We start from the raw sequence: 23,167 nt of genomic DNA on the forward strand, positions 1-23,167 counted from the left end.
TCGATCGCAAACATTCTATTGTTTAAGTTCAATAAAATTTGCTGGCCTGCTGGTGCTAGGCCCCCTCCGCATTCATCGTTTGAAAATATTCCTCACTGCTAAAAAAAGCAAGCTTCGCCCGCCTCCAAGTGAATTGGAGCAGTCCCCTCAGATTGGAAGCCCATTATCGGCAGGAAAGACTGTCGAATCAGGAATTTTATCCTGCCACCGGCAGTGGATACGTCAGCGCCGGCGAAGTTTCCTTAGCTCCGAAACGTATAGTTGCTGATCGAGGCTGGTTTCATCTCGATGGAGAAGCCCGCCAAGGTCGGCGGCATGTAGGCCGCGCTCTCGATCCGGCAGGGGTCGAGGAAGTGTTCGTGCAGGTGATCGACATATTCGATGACGCGGCCTTCCTTGGTGCCGGATACCGCGATGTAGTCGATCATCGACAGATGCTGCACATATTCGCAGAGGCCGACGCCGCCGGCATGCGGCCAGACCGGCAGGCCGAACTTGGCGGCGATCAGCAGCACGGAGAGAACCTCGTTCAGCCCGCCCATGCGGCAGGAATCGATCTGGACGATGTCGATTGCGCCTTCGGCGATGAACTGCTTGAACATGATGCGGTTCTGGCACATCTCGCCGGTCGCGACCTTCACCGGCGCGATCGCCTGGCGGATCTTGCGGTGGCCGGCAATGTCATCGGGGCTTGTCGGTTCCTCGATGAAGAAGGGCTTGGCCGGGGCAAGCGCCTTGACCCAGTCGATCGCCTGGCCGACATCCCACACCTGGTTGGCGTCGATCATCAAGTAACGATCGGGACCGATCACCTCGCGGGCGATCCTCAAGCGGCGGATATCGTCGTCCAGGTCGCGGCCGACCTTCATCTTGATATGGTTGAAGCCGGCGTCGATCGCCTCCTTGCAGAGGCGCCGCAGCTTTTCGTCCTCATAACCCAACCAGCCCGCCGAGGTCGTATAGCAGGCGTAGCCCTCTTTTTCGAGGATGGCGATACGTTCGGCCTTGCCTGCCTCGGCGCGCTTGAGGATCTCGACGGCCTCCTCACGCGTCAGCACGTCGGTGAGATAGCGGTAATCGACGATATCGGCGATCTCCTCAGGCGACATCTCGGCGACGAGCCGCCAGACGGGCTTTCCCGCCTGTTTGGCAAGCAGATCCCAGACGGCGTTGACGACGGCGCCGGTTGCCAGATGAATGGCGCCCTTTTCCGGGCCGATCCAGCGCAACTGGCTATCGCTGGTCAGATGTCGCCAGAATTTTCCGGGATGGGCGAGCACGTCGCCGAGGTCGGCGCCGACCACGAGATGGCGCATCGCTTCGATCGCCATGCAGCAAATATCGTTGCCGCGGCCGATGGTGAAGGTCAGGCCATGGCCGGCAAGATCAGACGCATCGGTGTCGAGAATGACATAGGCGGCCGAATAATCCGGATCGGGGTTCATCGCATCCGACCCATCCAGGCTTTGCGAGGTGGGAAAGCGGAGATCGAAGACACGAAGGTCGGTGATGCGGGTCATGGTTGTTCTCCCAATTGCAATAGCCCGATCGGCCGGCACGACTGCCGGCCGCAACATCAGCTGAGGTCAGATCGTCCAGCCGCCGTCGATGGCGATTGCCTGGCCTGACGTGTAGGTGGCGCCGGCGAGATAGACGGCGAGATCGGCGATCTCCTCCGGCGAGCCGAGCCGGCCCATCGGCTGGCGGGCGATGAAGGCGGCGCGGGCTGCGTCATAATCGCCCTGGGCGCGCATGCGGTCCTGCAGCGACGGGCTTTCCACCGTGCCGGGGCAGATGGCGTTACAGCGGATGCCCTCGGCGACATAATCGGCGGCAACGGATTTGGTCAGCCCGATGACCGCCGCCTTGGTGACGCCATAAGCGAAGCGGTTCGGGACGCCCTTGATGCTCGAGGCGACGGAGGCCATGTTGATGATCGACCCGTCCTTGCGTTCGCGCATGCCGGGCAGCACGGCGCGGATGGTGCGGATCATTGCCTTGACGTTGAGGTCGAGCGCAAATTCGAAATCGGAATCCTTCATCTCGAGGATCGAGCCGGCGTGAACGAAGCCGGCGCAGTTGAACAGCACGTCGACCGCGCCGATCTCGGCAACGACAGCCTTGACCGCATCCTCATCGAGCACGTTCAACTGATGGGTGGAAACTCCGGTTTCCGCAGCTAACGTCGCCAGCGCCTCGGTATTGATGTCGGTCGCGTGGACCTTGGCGCCCATCGCGGCAAAGGCTGCCGCCGTCGCCCGGCCGATGCCCTGGCCGGCGGCGGTGATGAGCACGGTCTTGCCGGAAAGTCTGTTTGTCATGTCACGGGCCTTTTCTGGAAGTGTCTACGCTGGACGATGGAATGCAATTTGTGTTGACGAGGACTAAAGCGCGTCGCATCAAACTTGGTTCATGCGACGCGCTTTAGTCCTTTGTTTTTATGCATGTCGTTACCCCGGAACCGCTGCACACTTCCGGGCGACATGCATTAAGGCATACGCCTTTTCCCACTTTGCGCGCTCTGACCGCCCTCCGGCAAGATAGTGCTGGCAGCCTGCCACCTGGTTTGGTTTCCGGAAGCGTGCGATATCTCGCGTGATACCGAGCTGCGTCTTCAGTGATGATTTGTCTGTTTATAGACAAACAGACGATCAGCCAAGGGTCAAGCGTAAACTTTTCCTTTTCCGACCGTGGTTCTGCGTATATGCAGATTGATATTCACAGGAGGAAGGAATGGAGACCGACGAGTCAGACCGCTACCGCGCTCCTGCGCTCGATAAGGGCCTCGATATCCTGGAATTGCTCGCCAGCGTCGACAGCGGTCTCACCCAGGCGGAAATTGCCAAGCGGCTCGACCGCAGTCCCAACGAATTTTATCGCATGCTCGACCGCCTGGTGCGCCGCGGTTACGTCACCCGGCTGGATGGCGACCGTTATTCGCTGACGCTGAAGCTTTTCGGTCTTGCGCAACTGCACACGCCGGTGCGCCGGCTTGCTTCCTACGCCACACCGCTGATGCGCGATCTCGCCCATCGCACGCGCCAGGCCAATCACCTTGCCGTCTTCGATCGCGGCGCGGCTGTCGTCATTGCCCAGCAGGAGGCGCCGGATTACTGGGGATTCTCGATCCGCATCGGCGCCCATATCAGCCTGTTCGACACCGGTTCGGGGCATGTGCTGCTCGCCTTCCGCAGTGAGGAGGAGCGGGAGATGATGATCTCGGAACATGTGCGCAGTCGCGCCGACATCGAGCTCGGCGCCGATTTCTACGATCGTCTCGACCAGATCCGCGAGCGCGGCTACGAGATGATGGCGAGCGCCCAGACATCCGGCGTCTACAATCTCTCCGCGCCCGTTCTCGGGCCGGATGGGCGCTGCATCGCCGCCCTCACCTGCCCCTTCATTGCGCTTGTCAATGCACCCACGGCTCCCGATATCACCCAGGCGATCATGCAGGTGCAAAAGACCGCCAACCAGCTTTCGCTGCTTGCCGGCGCCGACGTCGCAAGCCCCGCCTGACGGGCGATAATTTTTATTTGAACAATCCATTCACCGGGGATAGCTTGCGGTACAGCCTGCCTTGGAGGAGAAAAGCGTGCTCATCGACACCCATCTGCACATCATCGATCGCTCAGCACTGCCCTATCCCTGGCTTTCCCAGGTGCCCGATCTCGATCATGATTTTCTCTATGAGACCTATGCGGCCGAGGCGCGGCGCTGCGGCATCACCACGGCGCTGCACATGGAGGTCGACGTTGATCCCGCCGCGATGCAGGGCGAGACAGACCACATCGCCGGTATCGCCAGAAAGGAAGGCAGCCTGATTGCCGGCGCCATCGTCTCCTGCCGGCCGGAAGAGGAAGGCTTTGCCGCCTATCTCGAGCGGCAAAAGGCCGATTCCTTCGTCAAGGGGTTCCGCCGCGTGCTGCATGTCGTGCCCGACGACGTGTCGGAAGGCGCCCTGTTTCGCGAAAATATCCGCCGCCTTGGCGGCAGCGGCCAGACCTTCGACCTCTGCACATTGCCGCACCAGGCAGGCCGCGTGAGCGCCCTCGTCGATCTCGCGCCGGATGTGCAGTTCGTGCTCGACCATTGCGGCGTGCCGGATATCCGCTCCGATGCCTTCGAGCCATGGAAAGTCGGCCTATCGGAGATTGCCCGGCGGCCAAACGTCGTCTGCAAGGTGTCCGGCGTCGTTGCCTATGCCGATGCCGAGACATGGACGGCGCAAACTCTGCGGCCTTATATCGAACATGTGATTGCAAGTTTCGGCTGGGATCGTGTCGTCTGGGGCAGCGACTGGCCGGTCTGCACGCTCGGCGGCGGCCTCTCTACCTGGGTCGCGGCGACCCACGCCGTGCTTTCCGGCAGCAGCGAGACGGAGCGGTCCAAGCTGCTTTCCGCCAATGCACAGCGTCTCTGGTCGCTTTGACGTCACGAAATCACGTGATGTGCTGTGCCTTATAAAAGTGCTACTTTGGCATGTCTTTTGCTTGTGTAAGGACGAAGCGACGCAGTGTTTCGGTTTGGGACGACTTACCACCAAGCAATTGCTAGCTTTAGCCATCTCAGGTAAAAGTTGTCAGACACGGATTTGGCGAATACTTCTAATCCGATGTCCTCAGGAGGGAAAAAATGAAAGAAGAACCGCATTCCGTCGATGTTCACGTCGGAAAGACCATCCGTATCCAGCGTCTGCTAAGGAAAGTTTCTCAGACGGAACTGGGCGATCGGGTTGGTGTAACGTTCCAGCAGATCCAGAAATACGAAAAGGGTTCCAACCGCGTTTCCGCCAGCATGCTGGTTGAAATCGCCGGCGCGCTGAAGGTCGATGTCAGGACGTTTTTCGACGACCTGTCGGCCCCCGATACGGCCAACGACAACCCGGCTCCGAGCGAAGAATTCATTATTTCGCGCGAAGGCGTGCTTCTCAATGCGGCGTTCTTTTCGATCAAGAACGAAGCTCTTCGCAAGAAGATCCTGAAGCTCGTTCAGGCGATTGCCAACACCGAACAGCTGGATAGCGAAGCGGCCGAATAGGCCGTTGTCCTTAAGCCGATCCGCATAAGGGTCAGTGGCGATCGATCAGGATCAGATTCTCGCTGGCGTCCTTCATTGCGATCTTGGCTTTGCTGCCGAGCAGCTTTTCGAGATTGACGTCTAGCTCCCTGTCGGGATCTATGCCGTCCCAATCGATGACGACCTGCAGCAGCGCCATGTTCGTCAGGTGCATCAGATTCCGCAGCTGAAGCTTTTCAGCCTCCTCCTTGGCTGCCGACAGCAGCCGGAAGATCCTTGCGTATTCGCTGCCTGTAGCTTCGTTGCGTTGTTCAAACATCGTTCCCGCCCCTTTGGCCGTGAAACCCTACGATTCCATCACCACTGCATCTTTCTGCCGTTACCGTTATTCAAGCGTTACAGGAACCGCATTGCGCGTGACTTCGGCGTGCAGCAGCTCCCAATGCGAGGTCGCGGCAAAGCGCCAGTCACGGTTAACGGGCAGGAATTCGTCCCGGCGCAGCCAATCCAGCACCAGCCGGGCGTCGCTGCGCTTGCGCTCGACGCGATTCTGGCGGACAGCGGCGAGGATCTGGTCGCGGCGCGGCTTGCGGAAATGGCACTCGTCGACGACCTTGGCATAGGTGCGTTCGGAAAAATGTAGGAAACGGCCGGCAAGCAGCAGTTTCTTGCGCTCGCCCGACGAGATCTCGCCATTGGCAAGAAGCGCATCGATCGTCGGCTCGAAATCGACCCAGGGCACCGAGAGCGGCAGCCAACCCAGCGCCTGCGGTGCATGCACCAGCGCGACGGCTTCGTCGTCGAGCAGCCGCCCGGCCTCGTAATCTTCGAAGATCGAGCCAAGCCCGACCATGCCGAAGGGCGCGCATTCGGCCGCCCGCAACGCGCCCATGCTGGCGCCGCCGGCAACGGCGACATCATGTTCGAGCGCGAACAGAATTTCCTTGTGCCAGACCGAGGGCAGATCGCCGAAATAACCGTCGACGAGGCCGATCGCGGTGGCGCCGTCGTGAACGGCCTTGAGGATATCGCCGCAGGCGGCCGGCGGCCGGAAATCGATGCGAGGAGACATGGCTCTCGCCGCGGCAAGATCGCTGCCAAGGCTGGGGCCTACGAACAGCACCTTCATGGCTGGGCTCCTCTCATGGTGTTGACTGCCCGCATGCCGAGCTGGATGTACTGGCCCGAGATATCGACCTCCAGGCCGGGCACGATCACCCTGACGACCGAGACCGGCAGGGTCCGATGCGCAAACGGCACGACGATGATCTGTTCGATGCCGCTTGCCGCCAGCCGCTCGACAATCTCGCCGATGGTTTCCTGGATCGTCGCAGCGCGGCAATGACGGGCCTGGAACGCGCGCATCCGGCCGTCGCCCTCGCAGAGCTCGACCACCTGCTGCATCGCCGCACTCTGGTCGAGCCGCTGATAGATGCGCGGCGAGAAATCGTCACGGCTGCCGGCAATCGCGGTCAACCGGCTCTGCGCCGCTTCGGTGATGGCGCGCAGCGCCGCGCGCACGGGGTCGGGGTGGCAGCCGCAGCCGCCGCAGACATGCGCCCAGCGCGCGTCGACACGGTCGGAAAGATTGCCTGGCATGATGACGGCCAGAAAAGCGGGAATGCCGATATCCGTGGTCATGTCGAGCAGCAGCAGCCGCATGCCGGCGCGGGTGATCCGATCGGTCATGATGTCGATGACCGCATCGCCGAAGGAGGCGGGATCGATGCGGCTTTCCTTCAGTTGCTGCGGCGATTTCAGCTGGGTTAAGGCCCAGGCGTCACGTTCCACCAGCTCGCAAAGTCCATGCAGGACCGCTTCGGACGGTGTGTTGCCGGAGGCAAGTCCATCGCTCGACTGCTCGAAGCCCGGCGGCCTTTCGCCGCAATGGTCGAGGCCGACGAGCCACCAGGGCACGTAGACAGTGCTGCCGGAAAGGATGTCGAGCCCGGAGCACCAGGGAATGAGACCGTTGCCGATCTCGTCTGGCGCGCAACGGGCGACATTGTCGAGATCGATCATGGCGGCATGTTCCGCCCGCATGCTTGCGGTCGTCGCCAGCGTCACATCGGCGGGTGGGATTTCGGCGATCCGCGTCTCGATCGCTTCCATGGCGGCCGAGGTCATGGCGGCATCGTTGTCGATACCCTTGCCCTGGAAGACCGAGAGCGTATGGCTGTTCGGCCGCGTCGCGAAGGCGACCGGGATGTTCAAGACGTCCAGAGCGGTCAGCAGGCCGACGCGCGTGATGCCGAATTCGCGCAGATGCGGCCTGATGGCTGCAAGTGTCTGAGCAGGCGTGACGGCGCGGTCATGATAATCGCTGACGCCGGCCGATGATCGTTTGAGGTCACCGGCAAGCGTTTCGAGAGCATTTCCGTTTTTCTTCGAATCAAGAAAATGTTCTATCTTTTTGTTTTCACGCAATTCCGGACGCAAAACCGCTTCACACTTTTGCTGGAATTGCTCTAGATCGGCGAAAGCGGACATACCGGTCTCGTCCTTAACGGAACCTCAGCGCATGCGTCAGGCTCTCGAGCGCATTGGCGGAAACGTTGAGTTCATCTTGTTTCATCGCTGCTCTGGCAGCTGCAGAGAAGCGCAGGGACTGTGTCTGAACTGCGGTGGTTTCAGCATTCGTCTTCATGTTCCATCTCCAATTGGTCGGGCAGCTCGCTGCCGTTAACCATTGGAGAGAAACATTGCCCGCGTCATTTAAGCGTTACAGGCTTCGTTAAAAGGCGATGCAATCAGGGAAGACCGGCGAGTTGCAGGCCTTTTATCAGCGGTTCGGTGAAGGCGGGATCGCGATCGGGGACGAAATGACGGATGTCCTCGCTGCGAAAATCGGGGAAGTTTTCCAGCACCGTCCGGGCATAGTTCTCGGCCTTGCCCTTGTCGCCCGCCATCGCATGCGAGGCGGCAAGCAGTCTCGCCGTCGCCTGTTTGGTCTTCACCGGTTCCAGCGCCTCGATCGCCTTTTCATACTCTTCGCGCATGAAGTGGATGCCGCCGAGGTTCCAGTAATAATAGTCCGGCGGCAGTGGATTGAGCTTGAAGGCCGCGCGGCTGAGCTCCAGCGCCCGGTCGAAATCGCCGTCATGGGAAAGCGCGTCGGCAAAATCGGCGAGGATGTCGGCATCGTTGGGATTGAGATCCTGGGCCTGCTGGAAATATTCCAGACTTTCGTCGAAGCGGCGGCGATAAAGCGCCACAAAGCCAAGCTCGCGGTAGGCCCGGCCGCTGTTCGGGTCGGACTGCTGCGCAAGGCGGGCGGCACCGTTGGCCTCATCGAGCAGTTCCTTGTCGCGCATGCCGCGGATCAGCCATTCCATGCCGAGTGCGCGTGACACGCCGGCATGGGCGGCCGAGAAATGCTCATAACGATTGAGCGAGGATTTGAACCATTTGCGCGCCTGGCGCAGATGCTGCAGGTCGGTATGGGCGATCAGCCGCTTGCCTTCGAGATAGAGACGATAGGCAGAGGCCGGCGCCTCGCCAATTGGCATCGCCAATTCGTGGCGCTCGATCGTGTCGGCGAGCGAGGAGACGATCCGCCGCGTCAGATGGGTGAAGGACTCGCTGATCTTCTGCATGACCAGCGGCAGTTCGATGGCCCAGATCACCTCCGACGTCGTCGTCCGGGTCAGCCGGCAAGTCGCAAAGACATCCTCGTCGCGGCCCTGAATGGTGACGTAGACCGCATAGTCGAAGCTGAGGTCGAGCGGGCCGGGCACGGCACGCGCGGGATCGATCGAGCGGCTGAGGATCTCCAGGCTCGTATGCGCCGCAATCACCTTGAAGCCGCGCTGCTGGCTGAGGCCGATGGTGACGTCTTCGAGAAGCGCCCTGCCGACGCGCTCCATCAGCGGATCGGTGAAGATGCTTTCCGGCGGCAGGATGATGATGCGCGGCTGGCCAAGCAGATCGGCAAACATTCCCGGCGCCGATGGGCGCTCCGGCACTGCCGCTTGTGCTGCCGGGATCAGGCCGAGTTCGCGGGCGAGCGCTGTGGTGCTTTCCTCCGGCTCGGTGTCGAAGTCGTCCTTCAGCTGGCTCTTGCACTTCAGATAGGCCTGGCGGGCCGCAGCCGGATCGTTCATCCTGACATGGGTGCGCATCAAGGCGCGATAGGCCGTCTCACTGGCAGGATCGAGTTCCAGCAGGCGCTTGGCAAGTGCGACCTGCTCCTCGTCCGACCTGTCTTCCGACGTCTCGATCAGCCGGGTGAGATGGGCGGAGCGCAATTCGTCGATACGCTGGCGCTCAAAGGTCAGCCAGTCCTCGGCGCCCTGCGTCGGCGATTTGGCGCCTTCCAGCAATTCGCCGTTCAGCATATCGCTGTCTTCGGGGGCGAGCGGCGCTTTCTGCTTCAGGAGATGAACGTCGACCTCCCAGCCGTCCGCAAGCCCGATATGGGTTCGGGTTGCGGCAAGCAGCGGCGGAAGGTCGGCGGGAATGCTCTGTTCGATACGCGACAGCAGCTGGCGCAGGCTGCCGGCACGCTTTTCCGGCAGTTCCGATTGCCAGAGCTGTCGCCTGACGGTTTCGCGGTCCAGTTCGAGATTGGCTTCGGCGGCGAGCATGGCGAGGAGAAAATAAGACTTCTCCGGCAAGGGGAGTTCCCTCCCCGCTGCCAGCAGCCTCGGTCTTCCGAGCAGGCACAGCCTGTTCGTCGACATCTGTCCGGATGTCCGTTGCATCCCGGTTCTCACCCCTGAAAGCCAAGGCGCGCAAACGCAGCCGCCGCAGAAATGATGTTAGAACTATAAGAGCGCCGCGCATAGCGGTAAAAGAAGAAGTTTCAGCGAATATTTGCATTTTCACGTGTCGCTCGCCGAGAAGATGCTTTGCCGATATTTTCCATGAGAGACGATTCGCGTGCCGATGCGGCACTGTCACCAAATATATTTCAATATGGAGTCGGCCTGCCACTGATTTTGTAAGGCGCTTGTTCGGCCCCTTTGACACCGAAGCGCTGTCGATAGTCACCGGGAGAAAGACCTGTAATTTTGCCGAAAACTTTACGAAAAGCGCTCGGATCGTTGTAACCGACCTCCCACGCGATCTTTTCGACAGGCAGCTTGCCGAACTGCAGAAGCTCGCGTGCCTTGCCGACGCGAAGCCGCTGGATGTAATCCCCCGTTGTGAGTCCCGTCGCTTTTTGGAAGCGACGAATGAACGTCCGCCGCTCAAGTCCTGCTTGAGCGGACAAAGCGGCAAGACTCATCTCCTTGCCATCATGCGCCTGAAGCCAATGTTGAACCTTCAAAATAGCCAGGTCTCCGTGATCGAGCCTGGGTGAAAAGGCGCTGTAGTTCCTTTGCTCGCGCCCCGGGGGGTCAATCACAAATGCGCGCGCTGTGCTGATCATGATGGATGGGCCGAGAAAACGGTCGACAAGTCTGAGGGTCAGGTCGATCCATGACATGGCGCCGCCTGCCGTTATCAAATCACCGTCATCGATGATGAGCCGATCAGTATCGACGACAACTTTCGGGAACCGCAATCGGAATTCCTCTTCATAAGCCCAATGCGTGGTTGCGGTTCGACCGGTCAGCAATCCGGTCTCTGCAAGTAGGAAGGCCCCTTTGCACACTGAGGCAAGGCAGGTGCCTTGCGCGTGAAGCGCATGCAGCCATTTGGAATATTCACTCGCAGTCTCTTTCGAAGCAAGCTCTCCTAAACCGGGTGGGATAACGAGGACGCTCGGGGCGTTCTCTTTCCCGGGCGAGGTGTCGAAAATGCACGTTGGAATGCTGTCGTTCGGCTCTTTTTGCCAATGCGTGATCCTTAGCGAAGGCATTTTGCCATCGGTTTGCAGTCTGGTTTGTCTCTCAGCGTAAGTCAGGAGGTCGGTCATGCCCAGGACTGCCGCCGCCTGCGAGCCTGGATAGACCAGGATACCGATTTCTGTCGGAAACTGTCTCATGGCAATATCACCCCGAACTTTGTCGATATCGCCACTCCTATCACAAGGGAGAAGCGGATATCCAGGGCACCTGACGAATTGAAAAGGAACAATCACATGAGCAAGCGTGCAATCATCGCCATCGACCTTCAGAAGGATTATCTGTCATCGGGAAGACACGCTCTTGTCGGAATTGATCAGGCAACTGCCAATGCAGTCAAAGTGTTAGACGCCGCACGCGCATCCGGGGACAGGGTGATCCATATACGCCACGAAGGCAGAGCCGATGCTCCGTTTTTTGCGAGGGGCACAACGGGTGTCGATTTCATACCAGCCGTTGAACCAAAGAGCGGTGAAACCGTCATCACAAAGCACTATCCGAACTCATTCCGGGAAACGGACCTGAAGCAGCAGCTGGACGCAGAAGGTATCCAGGAGGTCGTGCTGGTCGGCGCGATGAGCCATATGTGCATCGATGCCACCAGCCGTGCGTCTGTTGATTACGGCTATGACACCATCATCGTCCATGACGCCTGCGCCACCCGTGATCTCAGTTTTGATGGCCAGCTCATCTCGGCCGCGCAGGTTCATGCCGCATATATGGGCGCGCTTGCTGCTGGCTACGGTAAGGTCCTTGCCGTGAGCGAACTACTGTCAGCTTAATGTGCGTCGACGAAGGACATCGGCGCTGACGATCGCGTTGTCGAGAGTGCTGCCCGCGTCCGCCCCGATGCGGCCATGCTCTTGCAACCGCGAGGTAGATGGCGCCCGAAAGACCTGACACGGATCAAGGCACTCGATAGTTTACACCTTCAACCGAAAGTGGGACTGCGGCTGCAGCTGGACAAAGCCGCCGATCGTCTCTGCTTTATCGAAGGTGGCAAACCGCCTCGATGTTGTAGCCGTCAGGGTCGAGGACGAAGGCAGCATAGTAATCTGCATGATAATGCGGGCGCAGTCCGGGCGGACCGTTGTCCGTCCCCCCGGCGGACAGAGAGGCATTGTAAAAAGCGTCCACCACAGCACGACGTTCTGCAGCGAAGGCGATATGGACGCGGGGATGATGCAGTTCGACTCGGGAAATCCAGAAATCACCGCCCGGATCCAAGCTGCGGCCAAAACCTTCTGCTACACCGAAGCCGGCAGCAACACCCAGATCTTTGAGCAACCTGTAGCCGAGCGGCATAAGAGCGGCGGTGTAAAATACTTGGGAGCGCGCGAAATCGCTCACGGTGATTCCGGTGTGATCGATCACGTAAACCTCCGATTTGCGAAACGTTCTTTGTTTGTTCTATATCGGCATCCGATTTCGCGCAACTGCTATTTATGGTGTCATGATCGTCAGTTCACCGCCGCCCCGACGAAATCGAGCCCGATGTCCAGCACCGGGGCGCTGTGCGTCAGCCAGCCGACGGAAATGAGGTCGACGCCGGAAGCCGCGATTGCGGCAGCCGTTGCCGGCGTGACCCGGCCGGAGGCCTCGGTGATCGCCCGGCCGGCGACGATGGCGACGGCGTCGCGCAGTTGAGCGGGCGTCATATTGTCGAGCAGAACGGCGTCGACGCCAGTCTCCATCGCTTCGCGCAGCTGGTCGAGAGTGTCCACTTCGACCTCGATCTTCACCAAATGGCCGACGCCGGCCCGTGCCCGGCGGATCGCCTCGGTGACGCCGCCGGCGATTGCGACGTGATTGTCCTTGATCAGCACCGCGTCATAGAGCGCGAAACGGTGGTTCATGCCGCCGCCGGCCCGCACCGCATATTTCTCCAGCGCCCGGAGCCCCGGCGTCGTCTTGCGCGTGCAGGCGACGGAGGCTTTGGTGTCGCGGATGGCGCCGGCAATCTCTGCCGTCACCGTCGCAATGCCGGAGAGATGGCCGAGGAAATTCAGCGCAGTGCGCTCAGCCGTCAGCAGGCCGCGTGAGGGACCTTCGATGGTGGCGATCACGTCGCCCGGCTTGACCGCATCGCCGTCCTGGAGCTGGCGGCGCATGACGATCTCCGGATCGACGAGAGTGAAAGCGAGTTCGGCCGCATCGAGACCGGCGATTACGCCCGGCTGGCGGGCGGCCATCACCACCGTCGAACGATGATCACGGGGGATGACCGACGCCGAGGTGATATCGCCGGCAAGACCGAGATCTTCGAGCAGGGCCGCCCGGACCAAGGGTTCGACGATCAGGCGGGGAAGCGGAACGAGGCTCATCTCAGGCACTCCTGGCAAGGGCATAGGGCGGGGTGGCACGAGCGATCTCCAGCGCTTGGGAAAGGCGCATGCTTCGCCGGTTGGCAGCGCCGAGCCTCAGCGGAAAATCGGTGCGGGCATGGGCGCCGCGCGATTCCATCCGCAGGCTGGCAAAGACGGCGATCAGCAGCGCGACGGTTCCAGGATCGGCGGCAGGGCCGTCGCCTTCGGCAAGCGGCAGCAAGGCGGCGATCGCGCCCTGCACGGCGCCGGCATTGCGCAACACGCCGAGATGGCGCGAGACGATCGGCCGGACGAGCGATGCATCGGTCGGCACCGGCAGCTCCTCGGCGAGGACGGCGCTGGTCCCCCGTGCCGGCAAGCCCGATATGTCGCGCGCTGCCCGCATGCCCATCACCGCCGCCTCCAGCAGCGAATTGCTGGCGAGCCGATTGGTGCCGTGCAGGCCGGTCGAGGCCGCCTCTCCGGCGACCCAGAGACCGGGGACCGAGCTGCGGCCATTGGCGTCGGTGGCAACGCCGCCCATGTGATAGTGAACGGCCGGGCGCACCGGAATGAGGTCTTTCGCCGGATCGATGCCGGCCTCGCCGCAAAGGGTCGAGATGACGGGAAAGCGTGCGGCAAACCGGCTGCCGAGCGCATCGCGGGCGTCGAGGAAGACCTTGCCGCCGCGGGCGATTTCGGCGCTGATGGCGCGCGCCACCACATCGCGCGGCGCCAGCTCGGCGCCTGATATGCGGGCCATGAACCGATCGCCGCGTTCGTTGACGAGCACGGCCCCCTCGCCGCGCACCGCTTCGCTGACGAGCGCCAAGGGCCTGCGGCTGGAATTGAGCGCCGTCGGATGGAACTGGACGAATTCCATGTCGGCGAGATCTGCACCTGCCCTGGCCGCCAGCGCGATGCCCTGGCCGAAATTGCCCATCGGATTGGTGGTCGCGTCGTAAAGCCCTCCGATGCCACCAGTGGCGAGCACCACCTTCGACGTCGGCAGGATGACCGCCCCCTTCGCGGTCGCGCAGAGCAGGCCGGCCACCTGCTCGCCGTCCATCAATATCCGCCGCGCCTCGAAGCCTTCGAGCACGGTGATGGCAGGCGTCTGCATCACCGCCCGCACCAGCGCGGCGACGATCGCCGCACCCGAGCCGTCGCCTTCGGCATGGACGATGCGGCGGCGGCTATGGGCGGCCTCCAGCCCAAGCGAGAGTTCGCCGGCGGCATTCCTGTCGAAACGCACCCCGGCTTGTTCCAGCGCGGCGATCGCTGCCGGCGCCTCGACAATAATGCCGGCGGCCACGGCCGGATCGCAGAGCCCGTCGCCGGCGACAAGCGTGTCGGCAAGGTGCAGCGCCGCGCTGTCGTCGGCGCCCATGCTGGCGGCGATGCCGCCCTGTGCCCAGGCGCTCGACGTTTCCGCGCCAAGGGCGGCACGGGTGACGATGACGGAAGGTTCAGGCGCCAGCGTCAGCGCCGTCATCAGTCCGGCAAGGCCACTGCCGACGATCACCGTGCGTCCGGCAAGATGGTCGAAAACCTCGGTCATATCGCCAGCATCCTCTCGACGGCGCGGCGCGCGGCCACCGCAATCGCCGGATCGACCGTCACCTCGTGGCGGTTTTCCTCAAGGGCGGCGCGGATATTGCCAAGCGTGATCCGCTTCATATGCGGGCAGAGATTGCAGGGGCGAATGAACTCGACGTCGGGATGATGCACGGCGACATTGTCGCTCATCGAGCATTCGGTGAGCAGCACGACGCGGGCCGGCTTTCGGCTGCCGACATAGTCCGACATCACCGCGGTCGAGCCGGCGAAATCCGCTTCGGCCACGACCTCGGGCGGGCATTCGGGATGGGCGAGCACCGTCACGCCGGGATGGTTTTCGCGCAGCTGGCGCACGTCTTCTGCAGTGAAGAGTTCATGCACCTCGCAATGGCCGTGCCAGGCGATGATCTCGACGTCAGTCTCGCGGGCGACGTTGCGCGCCAGATATTCGTCCGGGATCATCAGCACCTTCGGCACGCCGAGCGATTCCACCACCTGTTTGGCATTGCCCGAGGTGCAGCAGATGTCGGAGGCGGCCTTCACCGCGGCCGAGGTATTGACATAGGTGATGATGGGCACGCCGGGATGGGCCTGGCGCAAGAGCGCAATATCCTCTGGCGTGATCGAATCCGCCAGCGAGCAGCCGGCGCCGAGATCCGGGATCAGCACGGTTTTCTCGGGGTTCAGCAGCTTGGCGGTCTCGGCCATGAAATGCACGCCGGCCAGCACGATCACGTCGGCATCGACCTCGATCGCCTTGCGGGCGAGCGCCAGGCTGTCGCCGACGATATCCGCCACACCGTGGAAGATCTCCGGGGTCTGATAATTGTGCGCCAGAATGACGGCGTTGCGGCGGCGCTTCAGCTCGAGGATGGCGTCGACGTCGTTCTCGAACGACATCCATTCGGCTTTGGGAATGACGCGGCTGACGCGCTGGTAGAGCGAGGATGCGGAAACAGGGTGGTTCATGACCGGCTCCTAATTATGCTCTAGTTGAGCATATCATAGGCAAATAGATATTCTCACGATGAGCATATGTCAATTGCGGGAGAGCGGTAATTTCGTTCCGGCCAGCGCGCGTTCTTCGAGCACCGTGTGGCGGAAGCGGAAGAGCTTGGCCGGCCGGCCGCCGGTTTCGCTTTCCCTGCCGCCGGTTTCCTCGACCAGTTCCTGCTGTTCGATCAGGCGGCGGAAATTCTGCTTGTGCAGCGTCAGACCCGCCAAGGCCTCGATGGTGCGCTGCAGCCGCAAGAGGGTAAAGCTGTCCGGCATCAGTTCGAAGACAACGGGGCGGTATTTGATCTTGGCGCGCAGCCTGGCGATCCCGGTCGCTAGAATGCGGCGGTGATCGGCAAACATCGCCCGGCCGAGATTGGCTTCGCCAGCACATCCGGCTTCGGAAACGAGCCCGGCTTCATAGAGCAATTCGTAGCGCTGCAAGGCGAGATCCTCATTCCAGCCGCCGCCGTCGAGGCCGAAGGTGAAATCGGCCCGGCGATGGCGATGGTCGCGCCGGGCCGGATCGGCATCGGCCCAGACCTTTAGACGCGCCATGATCTCGTCAAGCACGACTGGGCGGCCCTGCCGATGGTCTTCCCAGGGGAAGTATTCGTACCAGCCATGCCATCCCGGCCGGCCGGCACCCGACTGTTCGTTGACGAGGCCGAGATAGCTGATCGAGATCGTCCGCCCGCCCGGGATGTCGTTATTGCGGTCGCGGTCGGCGAAGGTATAGAGCTGTTCGAGATAGCCGACGGGATGCTCGGTCTGCTCCTGCACCCATTCGCGCAGGCCCGATTGCAAGGTGCGATGGCCCATTTCGAAAGGGCCTGATGGCAGCGCATTGCCGGAGCGGATGGTCATCACGCGCGGCTCGTCCCCCGTCACCGCGACGAGCACCGCAATCAATTCCGCATGCGCAAAGCCGATCGTCACAGGGGACCGAATACTCCGTTCCGAATGGGTCATTCCTGACACAGGCCGGGACGGAAGCCAATGGAGCGGAAGCGAAGGCAACGATCAGATCGGCATTGCCCTCAGCTATTTCCCGTCTCGCCGGCCAGCCCATCCAGGAAAATCTTCAGCTCTGTTTCGTCGATGCCGACGAGATGGCGTTTCTCCGGATAGGCGCCGGTCCGGACATCCTCGGCGAATTCGGTGAAGGCGGCGATGCGTTCGCGCTGCAGCCGGTCGTGTTCGGCGGCGAAGTCGCGATAGATCTTGGCATGGCGCGGATAGTGGTCGCGATTGGCGCCGAGCACGTCGTCGGCGAAGAGATATTGCGCGTCGCAGCCGCTGCCGGCGCCCATGGAGATCATCAGCATCGAGGTGTTGCTGCTGATGGCGGCAGCGACGTCGCCCGGCACGACTTCGATTTCGGCGGCGAAGGCGCCGGCCTCTTCCAGCGCCTTGGTCTGCCGCCAGATCTCGGCCGCAGTTGCCGCCGTCTTGCCGACGGCGCGGAAACCGCCGGTCCAGGTCGCCTTCGACGGGATCAGCCCGAGATGGCCGCAGACCGGGATGCCCTCGTCGCGCATGCGTCGGATCGTCTGCAGGCTTGCAGCGCAATAGACCGCATCGCCGCCGGCCTTCAGCGCCGTAAAGGCGGCGCGCAGATAATCTTCAGCCGAGACAAGATCGCCATATTCGAGCCCCGGAATGGCAAAGGGGGTGGGAGCGATTTCGCGAAAGACCGGGCCGAGCAGCGAAGGCGGTACGGAGACGATGTCGATCCCCGCCTTTTCGGCAGCTTCCGCCTCTTCCAGCGAGGTGACGCGCAGCATGGTGAGCTGGCGCTTGCCCTTTTCGGCAAGCAGATCGGCGACCGTCGCGCGCTTATGTTTCTTCATCGTCAATTCCTTTGAAAATATCGGGAGGCTCATGCGGCCAAGAGGGATTTCAGTTTGATGTCGCTGGCTGCAAGTGCCGCCGGGTCCGGATGAGCGCGCGCCGCGATCAGCATTTCGGCGAGGCGGATGTCCCGCGCCACCGCATTGCCGGGCCCGATGCCGCTTGCGGCGATCAATCGTCCGTCGGCGTCGAGATGGAAGAGAATGAAGGCGCCTGCCCCGAGCTCGCGGCGCTGATGCGTGGCAGCCCCTTCGGCAAGGCCTGATATCTGCAGCGTCATGTCATATTGGTCCGACCAGAACCACGGCACCGATGAAACGGCATCATTGAGCCCGAGCATGTTGGCCGCTGCCAATGTGCCCTGCTCCTGGGCATTGCGCCAGGATTCAAGCCGCACCCGCCGGCCGCCATAGATCGACAGCGGAAAGGAGCAGCAGTCACCGGCCGCAAAGACGTCAGGGGCCGATGTCTGGAGGTAGGTGTCGACGGCAATGCCGTTTTCGATCGTGAGCCCTGCCTTTTCGGCGATCTCCACATTCGGCCGCGCGCCGATGCCGACAAGGGCGAGGTCGGCTTCGATCACGTCGCCGCTCGACAATCTGATCACGGCTTTTCCGCCTTCGTCGGTCAGCGCCGCGATCGAGACGCCGCAGCGGATATCGACGCCCTCGGCGCGGTGGCGCTCGGTGATGAGATGGGCGATCTCCTCCGGCACGCCGCGCTTCAGCACACGTTCCAGCCCCTCGATGACGGTGACGTCGGCACCGAGCAGCCGCGCCGTCGCCGCAAGTTCCAGCCCGATGAATCCGCCGCCGATGATGGCGATATGCCGTCCAGGCTTCATGACATCACGCAGCGCCGCCGCATCATGATGGGTTCGCAGCGAGCGAAAATGCGGGCTACCCTCCGGCGCGCCGGGGAACGAACGCGCGGCTGCGCCGGTCGCCAGCAGAAGCTTGTCGTAGGAGAGCGTCATCCCGTCCGAAAGCGTCACGCTCTTGGATGCCGTGTCGAGATCCCTCGCCTCCAGGCCGGTTAGCAGCCCGATGCCGTTCTCCGCGTATTTTTCCACCGCGGCGATGAATTTCGGATCGGTGGCATCGGCAGAACCCGCCTTCGAAAGCGGCGGCCGTTCATAGGGATGGAGGGGTTCGGCGCCGACCAGCGTTATCTCGCCGTCAAAATCTTTTTCCCGCAAGGCAAAGGCAGCGCGCGCACCGCATTCGCCGGCTCCCAGGATGACGAAATGAGCCACGCCGGCCTCCCTCAGAGCGAGATGAAGACGGCACCGTCTTCGATCTTGACCGGATAGGTCTTGAGATTGACGCAGACCGGTGCGCCCTTGGCTTCGCCCGTCTTGTAGTTGAAGCGGCCATTATGTTTCGGACATTCGATGATCTCGTCCATCACCAAGCCGTCGGCGAGGTGAATATGTTCATGCGTGCAAAGCCCGTCGGTCGCGAAGAATTCGTCGTCCGGGCTGCGATAGACCGCAAAGGTGCGCCCGCCATGATCGAATCGGATGACATCCTCTTCGTCGATCTCGTCCTTGCCGCAGACCTCGATCCAATTTCCGCTCATTATGTCCTCCCTTAATCGTGATTATTGCGCGGCCGGGGCCAGCTCGTTGTGGAATTCCTCGCGATAGGGCCGTGCGGTCGTCGGCAGTTCGCGCTTCAGGAAATAATCCTCGTTGCGCAGCTGGCGCAGGAAGGCCGGGATCATCTCGCGGTAGCCGGACCAGATCGACGGGTTCGGCGCCGGCAGGTCATGCTTGATCATCGCGTGCAGTTGGGGCAGCGCGTGATAGGGCACCATCGGAAACATGTGATGTTCGACATGGTAGTTCATGTTCCAGTAGATGAAGCGGCTTATCGGGTTCATATAGACCGTGCGGCTGTTCAGCCGATGGTCGATGACGTTGTCCGCAAGGCCGCCATGCTGCAGCAGGCCGGTCAGCACATGGTGCCAGGCGCCGTAAAGGCGCGGCAAGCCGACCAATATCAACGGCAGGATCGAACCCATGGCGATGGCAGCCGCGATCGTGGCGAGATAGATCGCCAGCCAGATGCGGGCGATGCGGATCGCCTTCGGCTGTTCGATCTCGGGAATGAAGGTCTTTTCCGCGGCGCTGACGACGCCGCAGGCGTTGCGCAGCATGTCGACCAGCGCATGCCAGACGTCGAGGATGCCGAAGTAGTTGAGGGTGACGCGGAAGAGATCGGGCGGCCGCATGACGGCGATTTCGGGATCGCGGCCGACGATGACCGTATCGGTGTGATGGCGCGCATGGCTCCAGCGCCAGGTCACCGGATTGCGCATGATCATGAAGCAGGCGATCTGGTAGACCGCATCGTTCATCCAGCGCGTCTTGAAGGCGGTGCCGTGACCGCATTCGTGCCAGCGGCTGTCGGAAGCCGAGCCGTAGAGCACGCCATAGGCGAGGAAGAAGGGCAGCGCGACCCATGACCCCCAGAAATAGACGCCGAGCCCGGCAAGAACCGCCATGCTGCCGAGCCAGATGACCGTGTCACGGATCGCCGGCGCATCGGAGCGCTGCATCAGCGCCTTCATCTCCTTGCGCGCAACGTCGGTGTGGTACCATTGCGCTGCTGCCAGCCCGGTCTCGACGGCGGTGCGGCCGCTTTCGCCGAGCAGGTCGTAGTCACGTTTCCTTGTCTGGGTCGCCATCATCCGCCTCCCGTTATGCTGTTGCCGGCGAGGATAGGTTGACTTTGGGAGGCACTCAATGCAGGCTTGATGCAATCTATCAAAAGCCATCAAGAGTGGCTTGCATAAATGATTGAATCCATCAGGACCGCCGATGCGCCGCCCGACAATATCCGATCTTGCCCGCGCCTCCGGCGTCAGCGTCGCCACCGTCGACCGGGTTCTCAACGCCCGTCACCGCGTGCGGGAGGAAACGGCGCGGCGGGTCTATGACGCGGCGCAGTCGATCGGCTATCACGCCGTCGGCCTGATCCGGCAGCGCGTCTTCGAAGATCTGCCGCAATACAAGCTCGCTTTCCTGCTGCAGAAACCAACGCAGTCCTTCTACCAGAGCTTCGTGCGCGAGATCGAAACCGCAGCGCGTATGGTGACCAGCGCCCGCATCCAAACGCAGATCGACTTTCCCTCGGCTGCGACACCGGCGGCGATCGTCGAGAAGCTGAAGGCACTCGGCGCCCGCAACCAGGCCGTTGCGCTCGTCGCGCCCGACTACCCGGCGGTGACGACCGCCATCGAGGAGTTGAAGGACAAAGGCGTCCCGGTCTTCTCGCTGCTCTCCGACCTCGCCTCAGGCGTGCGCAATGCCTATGTCGGGGTCAACAACCGCAAGGTCGGCCGCACCGCTGCCTGGGTGATTGCCAAAACAGCCGGAGCGCCCGGCAAGGTCGCTTGTTTCGTCGGCAGCCACCGCTTTCACGGCCATGAGCTGCGGGAAATCGGTTTTCGCTCCTATTTTCGTGAAAACGCACCGGAATTCGACGTCATCGATACGCTGATCAACCTCGACACGCCCGAGATCACGCATGAGGCGACGCTGACGCTGCTGCAGAAACATCCCAATCTCGTCGGCCTTTATGTCTGTGGCGGCGGCATGGAGGGCGCGATCTCGGCGATCCGTGAAGAAAGTCTCGGCGGCAAGATCGTCCTCGTCGTCAATGAGCTGACGCCAGACAGCAAAGCGGGGCTTGCCGACGATATCGTCGCCATGGCGATCGGCACGCCCCTGCCCGCGCTTTGCAAAGAGCTGATGGTGCTGATGACGAGCGCGATCGAAAACAGCGAAACGGCTGTTCCCGGACAGTTCTTCCTGCCCTTCGATATTCATATCTCAGAGAACATTTGAGAAATGATGGAATTCTATCATCTCGGCTGAAATTCTTTCAGAAATGAAAGCCGACGGCGGCGAAGACCGATGGATTGCCACGCGAATTCCGATAGAGATTCGCCGACCCAATCACAGGACTGCTCCGCTCATGCTGCGGAGACGAGGAGGATATATCCGTCATGACTTCGATCCGCTTTGCGCTCAACCATATGGCCGCGCCGTCGCTTGCGATCGACGAATTTTTCGCGCTGGCCAAATCGCTCGGCATCGACTCGGTCGAAATCCGCAACGACCTTTCCGGCAATGCCATCCTTGACGGCACCAGGCCCGAAGCGATCAGGCAAGCGGCCGCCCGCCATGGGCTGACGATCATCTCGATCAACGCCCTGCAGCGTTTCAACGAGTGGAATGCAACCCGCGCTGGGGAAGCGCAGGAACTGATCGATTATGCCAGCGCCTGCGGCGCCAAGGCGCTCGTGCTGGTTCCGAAGAACGACGGCACCGGCTGTGCCGACGGTGAACGGCAGGCCAATCTGCGCCAGTCTCTGTCGGCGCTGAAGCCGATGCTTGAAAAGGCCGGCATTATCGGTCTCGTTGAGCCGCTCGGCTTTGAGATCTGCTCGCTGCGCTCGAAGAGCGAGGCGGCCGAGGCGATCAAGGAACTCGGCGCGCAATCGACCTTCAAGCTCGTCCACGACACCTTCCACCATCACCTTGCCGGCGAAGCAGCGACCTTCCCGGAGCTTTCCGGCCTCGTGCACATCTCCGGCGTTAGTGACCCTGCCGTTTCCGTTGCCGATATGCGCGATTCCCATCGCGTGCTCGTCGACGGCGACGACCGGCTCGACAATGCCGGGCAGATCAAGGCGCTGCTGCAGGCGGGTTATGAGGGTCCGTTCTCCTTCGAGCCCTTCGCAGCCGAAGTGCATGCGGTCAAGGACCCGGCCGGCGCGCTTCGCGCCAGCATGGATTATCTGACCGCGCGGGTTTGGGACCGGAGCAAAGCGTCCTGATCCCGCCAACGGCGTCAGGACTATGCAGCCGCTATTCCCGGCCTCTGAACCGGCGCTGATAGGCCGGATCATAGAGCGAACTCTCGCGAAAATCCTCCGCGGCGAGCGAAGGGCCGACGAAGATGATCGCCGTGCGCTCGATCGGTTCGGCCGCAACCTTTGCCTCGATATCGGAAAGCCTGCCGCGCAGGATGCGCTCGTCCGGCCAAGAGGCCTTGACGACGATCGCCACCGGGCAGTCGACACCGTAAAGCGGCGTCAATTCCTCCACCACCTGCTTCAGCGCATGGATTGCCAGATGGATCGCCAGCGTCGCTCCGGTTGCGCCGAATTTCGCCAGTGTTTCGTCGTTCGGCATCGGCGAGGCGCGACCGGAAACGCGGGTGAGCACCAGGCTTTGAGCCACTGATGGGATTGTCAGCTCGCGCCCGAGCGCCGAGGCGGCCGCCGCAAAGGCCGGAACACCAGGCGTCATCGTATAGGCGATGCCGTGTTTTTGCAGCCGGCGTACCTGCTCGGCCACCGCACTCCAGACCGAGAGATCGCCGGAATGCAGCCGGGCGACGTCCTGTCCGGCCGCAGCGGCGCGCAGATATTCCGCCTCGATCTCGTCGAGTGACATCGGCGCGGTATCGACGATACGCGCATCCGGCGGGCAATATTGCAGCAGTTCCGGCGAGACGATCGAACCGGCATAGAGACAGACCGGGCATTGAGCGATGAGGTCGCGGCCACGCACCGTGATCAGATCCGCAGCACCCGGCCCCGCGCCGATGAAATGCACCGTCATCC

At 61.9% G+C, this 23,167-nt stretch carries 24 protein-coding genes; 6 read left to right on the forward strand and 18 right to left on the reverse strand.

Translation table 11 applies throughout. The features are described from left to right. Positions 1-242: 242 nt before the first annotated feature. Together HJB83_RS26535 and HJB83_RS26540 are read right to left on the reverse strand one after the other, a co-directional pair. Positions 243-1,520: an L-fuconate dehydratase gene (locus HJB83_RS26535; RefSeq protein WP_207585391.1), complete on the reverse strand. Its 1,278-nt coding sequence runs from the start codon at positions 1,518-1,520 to the stop codon at positions 243-245. 66 nt (positions 1,521-1,586) lie between these two features. After that, positions 1,587-2,321 carry an SDR family oxidoreductase gene (locus HJB83_RS26540; RefSeq protein WP_207585392.1) on the reverse strand — a complete coding sequence of 245 codons (735 nt, stop codon included), beginning with the start codon at positions 2,319-2,321 and terminating at the stop codon, positions 1,587-1,589. A gap of 412 nt (positions 2,322-2,733) precedes the next feature. Here HJB83_RS26540 and HJB83_RS26545 point away from each other — a divergent pair, with 412 nt between their 5' ends. From HJB83_RS26545 to HJB83_RS26555, 3 genes are all read left to right on the forward strand, one after another. Further along, positions 2,734-3,519, forward strand: a complete 786-nt coding sequence (locus HJB83_RS26545) for an IclR family transcriptional regulator (RefSeq protein ID WP_221115577.1) — start codon at positions 2,734-2,736, stop codon at positions 3,517-3,519. A 76-nt stretch (positions 3,520-3,595) separates the two neighbouring features. Then, a complete protein-coding gene (locus HJB83_RS26550) occupies positions 3,596-4,432 on the forward strand; it encodes an amidohydrolase (RefSeq protein ID WP_221132928.1) in 837 nt (278 codons plus the stop codon). 203 nt (positions 4,433-4,635) lie between these two features. Continuing rightward, positions 4,636-5,040, forward strand: a complete 405-nt coding sequence (locus HJB83_RS26555) for a helix-turn-helix domain-containing protein (RefSeq protein ID WP_207585395.1) — start codon at positions 4,636-4,638, stop codon at positions 5,038-5,040. 31 nt (positions 5,041-5,071) lie between these two features. Here the strand turns inward: HJB83_RS26555 and HJB83_RS26560 are convergent, their stop codons facing one another. From HJB83_RS26560 to HJB83_RS26585, 6 genes are all read right to left on the reverse strand, one after another. Then, on the reverse strand, positions 5,072-5,338 hold the full coding sequence (locus HJB83_RS26560) for a hypothetical protein (RefSeq protein ID WP_207585396.1): 267 nt from the start codon (positions 5,336-5,338) through the stop codon (positions 5,072-5,074). A 66-nt stretch (positions 5,339-5,404) separates the two neighbouring features. Further along, positions 5,405-6,148: a TfuA-like protein gene (locus HJB83_RS26565; protein WP_207585397.1), complete on the reverse strand. Its 744-nt coding sequence runs from the start codon at positions 6,146-6,148 to the stop codon at positions 5,405-5,407. Beyond that, complete coding sequence (locus tag HJB83_RS26570) at positions 6,145-7,509, reverse strand: YcaO-like family protein (RefSeq protein WP_246762885.1); 1,365 nt, start codon at positions 7,507-7,509, stop codon at positions 6,145-6,147. The genes HJB83_RS26565 and HJB83_RS26570 overlap by 4 nt, the downstream gene beginning before the upstream one ends. Before the next feature lie 13 nt (positions 7,510-7,522). Continuing rightward, positions 7,523-7,666, reverse strand: coding sequence for a hypothetical protein (locus tag HJB83_RS26575; protein WP_165504814.1), 144 nt, complete (start codon positions 7,664-7,666; stop codon positions 7,523-7,525). A gap of 103 nt (positions 7,667-7,769) precedes the next feature. After that, a complete protein-coding gene (locus tag HJB83_RS26580; RefSeq protein ID WP_221168293.1) occupies positions 7,770-9,722 on the reverse strand; it encodes a tetratricopeptide repeat protein in 1,953 nt (650 codons plus the stop codon). Positions 9,723-9,931: 209 nt separating this feature from the next. Beyond that, positions 9,932-10,951: a GlxA family transcriptional regulator gene (locus HJB83_RS26585; protein ID WP_221115579.1), complete on the reverse strand. Its 1,020-nt coding sequence runs from the start codon at positions 10,949-10,951 to the stop codon at positions 9,932-9,934. 96 nt (positions 10,952-11,047) lie between these two features. Here HJB83_RS26585 and HJB83_RS26590 point away from each other — a divergent pair, with 96 nt between their 5' ends. Next, on the forward strand, positions 11,048-11,593 hold the full coding sequence (locus HJB83_RS26590; RefSeq protein WP_221132929.1) for a cysteine hydrolase family protein: 546 nt from the start codon (positions 11,048-11,050) through the stop codon (positions 11,591-11,593). Between the two features lie 205 nt (positions 11,594-11,798). Here HJB83_RS26590 and HJB83_RS26595 read toward each other — a convergent pair whose 3' ends face one another. From HJB83_RS26595 to HJB83_RS26635, 9 genes are all read right to left on the reverse strand, one after another. Further along, entirely contained in the window at positions 11,799-12,185 is a 387-nt protein-coding gene (locus HJB83_RS26595) for a VOC family protein (protein WP_221132930.1), read from the reverse strand. A gap of 86 nt (positions 12,186-12,271) precedes the next feature. Beyond that, positions 12,272-13,159, reverse strand: coding sequence for a carboxylating nicotinate-nucleotide diphosphorylase (gene nadC, locus HJB83_RS26600; protein WP_221132944.1), 888 nt, complete (start codon positions 13,157-13,159; stop codon positions 12,272-12,274). Further along, positions 13,137-14,678, reverse strand: a complete 1,542-nt coding sequence (locus HJB83_RS26605) for an L-aspartate oxidase (RefSeq protein WP_221132931.1) — start codon at positions 14,676-14,678, stop codon at positions 13,137-13,139. The genes nadC and HJB83_RS26605 overlap by 23 nt, the downstream gene beginning before the upstream one ends. Then, positions 14,675-15,646, reverse strand: coding sequence for a quinolinate synthase NadA (nadA, locus tag HJB83_RS26610; RefSeq protein ID WP_207585404.1), 972 nt, complete (start codon positions 15,644-15,646; stop codon positions 14,675-14,677). The genes HJB83_RS26605 and nadA overlap by 4 nt, the downstream gene beginning before the upstream one ends. Before the next feature lie 69 nt (positions 15,647-15,715). Further along, the gene (locus HJB83_RS26615; protein WP_221132932.1) at positions 15,716-16,645 is read right to left on the reverse strand and encodes an NrtR DNA-binding winged helix domain-containing protein; all 930 of its coding nucleotides are present in this window, start codon (positions 16,643-16,645) and stop codon (positions 15,716-15,718) included. 68 nt (positions 16,646-16,713) lie between these two features. Next, the gene (locus HJB83_RS26620) at positions 16,714-17,526 is read right to left on the reverse strand and encodes a 3-methyl-2-oxobutanoate hydroxymethyltransferase (protein ID WP_221115585.1); all 813 of its coding nucleotides are present in this window, start codon (positions 17,524-17,526) and stop codon (positions 16,714-16,716) included. A 29-nt stretch (positions 17,527-17,555) separates the two neighbouring features. Further along, positions 17,556-18,782: an NAD(P)/FAD-dependent oxidoreductase gene (locus tag HJB83_RS26625; RefSeq protein ID WP_207585407.1), complete on the reverse strand. Its 1,227-nt coding sequence runs from the start codon at positions 18,780-18,782 to the stop codon at positions 17,556-17,558. An 11-nt stretch (positions 18,783-18,793) separates the two neighbouring features. Beyond that, positions 18,794-19,108, reverse strand: a complete 315-nt coding sequence (locus HJB83_RS26630; RefSeq protein WP_207585408.1) for a MocE family 2Fe-2S type ferredoxin — start codon at positions 19,106-19,108, stop codon at positions 18,794-18,796. Between the two features lie 21 nt (positions 19,109-19,129). After that, positions 19,130-20,218: a fatty acid desaturase family protein gene (locus HJB83_RS26635; protein ID WP_221132933.1), complete on the reverse strand. Its 1,089-nt coding sequence runs from the start codon at positions 20,216-20,218 to the stop codon at positions 19,130-19,132. A gap of 133 nt (positions 20,219-20,351) precedes the next feature. Here HJB83_RS26635 and HJB83_RS26640 point away from each other — a divergent pair, with 133 nt between their 5' ends. Next, positions 20,352-21,380, forward strand: a complete 1,029-nt coding sequence (locus HJB83_RS26640; protein WP_221132934.1) for a LacI family DNA-binding transcriptional regulator — start codon at positions 20,352-20,354, stop codon at positions 21,378-21,380. A gap of 161 nt (positions 21,381-21,541) precedes the next feature. Then, entirely contained in the window at positions 21,542-22,375 is an 834-nt protein-coding gene (locus tag HJB83_RS26645; RefSeq protein WP_221132935.1) for a TIM barrel protein, read from the forward strand. A 31-nt stretch (positions 22,376-22,406) separates the two neighbouring features. Here the strand turns inward: HJB83_RS26645 and cobM are convergent, their stop codons facing one another. Beyond that, a complete protein-coding gene (gene cobM, locus HJB83_RS26650; RefSeq protein WP_221132936.1) occupies positions 22,407-23,165 on the reverse strand; it encodes a precorrin-4 C(11)-methyltransferase in 759 nt (252 codons plus the stop codon). Between the last annotated feature and the right edge of the window lie 2 nt (positions 23,166-23,167).

The sequence above is a fragment of the Rhizobium sp. NZLR11 genome, assembly GCF_019685115.1.
Lineage (GTDB): Bacteria > Pseudomonadota > Alphaproteobacteria > Rhizobiales > Rhizobiaceae > Rhizobium.

Bases quoted from the DNA above. Each gene is read 5' to 3' on its own strand.
- HJB83_RS26535 (WP_207585391.1), bottom strand. From the start codon at position 1,520: ATGACCCGCATCACCGACCTTCGTGTCTTCGATCTCCGCTTTCCCACC.
- HJB83_RS26540 (WP_207585392.1), bottom strand. From the start codon at position 2,321: ATGACAAACAGACTTTCCGGCAAGACCGTGCTCATCACCGCCGCCGGC.
- HJB83_RS26545 (WP_221115577.1), top strand. From the start codon at position 2,734: ATGGAGACCGACGAGTCAGACCGCTACCGCGCTCCTGCGCTCGATAAG.
- HJB83_RS26555 (WP_207585395.1), top strand. From the start codon at position 4,636: ATGAAAGAAGAACCGCATTCCGTCGATGTTCACGTCGGAAAGACCATC.
- HJB83_RS26560 (WP_207585396.1), bottom strand. From the start codon at position 5,338: ATGTTTGAACAACGCAACGAAGCTACAGGCAGCGAATACGCAAGGATC.
- HJB83_RS26565 (WP_207585397.1), bottom strand. From the start codon at position 6,148: ATGAAGGTGCTGTTCGTAGGCCCCAGCCTTGGCAGCGATCTTGCCGCG.
- HJB83_RS26570 (WP_246762885.1), bottom strand. From the start codon at position 7,509: ATGTCCGCTTTCGCCGATCTAGAGCAATTCCAGCAAAAGTGTGAAGCG.
- HJB83_RS26575 (WP_165504814.1), bottom strand. From the start codon at position 7,666: ATGAAGACGAATGCTGAAACCACCGCAGTTCAGACACAGTCCCTGCGC.
- HJB83_RS26580 (WP_221168293.1), bottom strand. From the start codon at position 9,722: ATGCAACGGACATCCGGACAGATGTCGACGAACAGGCTGTGCCTGCTC.
- HJB83_RS26585 (WP_221115579.1), bottom strand. From the start codon at position 10,951: ATGAGACAGTTTCCGACAGAAATCGGTATCCTGGTCTATCCAGGCTCG.
- HJB83_RS26590 (WP_221132929.1), top strand. From the start codon at position 11,048: ATGAGCAAGCGTGCAATCATCGCCATCGACCTTCAGAAGGATTATCTG.
- nadC (WP_221132944.1), bottom strand. From the start codon at position 13,159: ATGCCCTTGCCAGGAGTGCCTGAGATGAGCCTCGTTCCGCTTCCCCGC.
- HJB83_RS26605 (WP_221132931.1), bottom strand. From the start codon at position 14,678: ATGACCGAGGTTTTCGACCATCTTGCCGGACGCACGGTGATCGTCGGC.
- nadA (WP_207585404.1), bottom strand. From the start codon at position 15,646: ATGAACCACCCTGTTTCCGCATCCTCGCTCTACCAGCGCGTCAGCCGC.
- HJB83_RS26615 (WP_221132932.1), bottom strand. From the start codon at position 16,645: ATGACCCATTCGGAACGGAGTATTCGGTCCCCTGTGACGATCGGCTTT.
- HJB83_RS26620 (WP_221115585.1), bottom strand. From the start codon at position 17,526: ATGAAGAAACATAAGCGCGCGACGGTCGCCGATCTGCTTGCCGAAAAG.
- HJB83_RS26630 (WP_207585408.1), bottom strand. From the start codon at position 19,108: ATGAGCGGAAATTGGATCGAGGTCTGCGGCAAGGACGAGATCGACGAA.
- HJB83_RS26635 (WP_221132933.1), bottom strand. From the start codon at position 20,218: ATGGCGACCCAGACAAGGAAACGTGACTACGACCTGCTCGGCGAAAGC.
- HJB83_RS26640 (WP_221132934.1), top strand. From the start codon at position 20,352: ATGCGCCGCCCGACAATATCCGATCTTGCCCGCGCCTCCGGCGTCAGC.
- HJB83_RS26645 (WP_221132935.1), top strand. From the start codon at position 21,542: ATGACTTCGATCCGCTTTGCGCTCAACCATATGGCCGCGCCGTCGCTT.
- cobM (WP_221132936.1), bottom strand. From the start codon at position 23,165: ATGACGGTGCATTTCATCGGCGCGGGGCCGGGTGCTGCGGATCTGATC.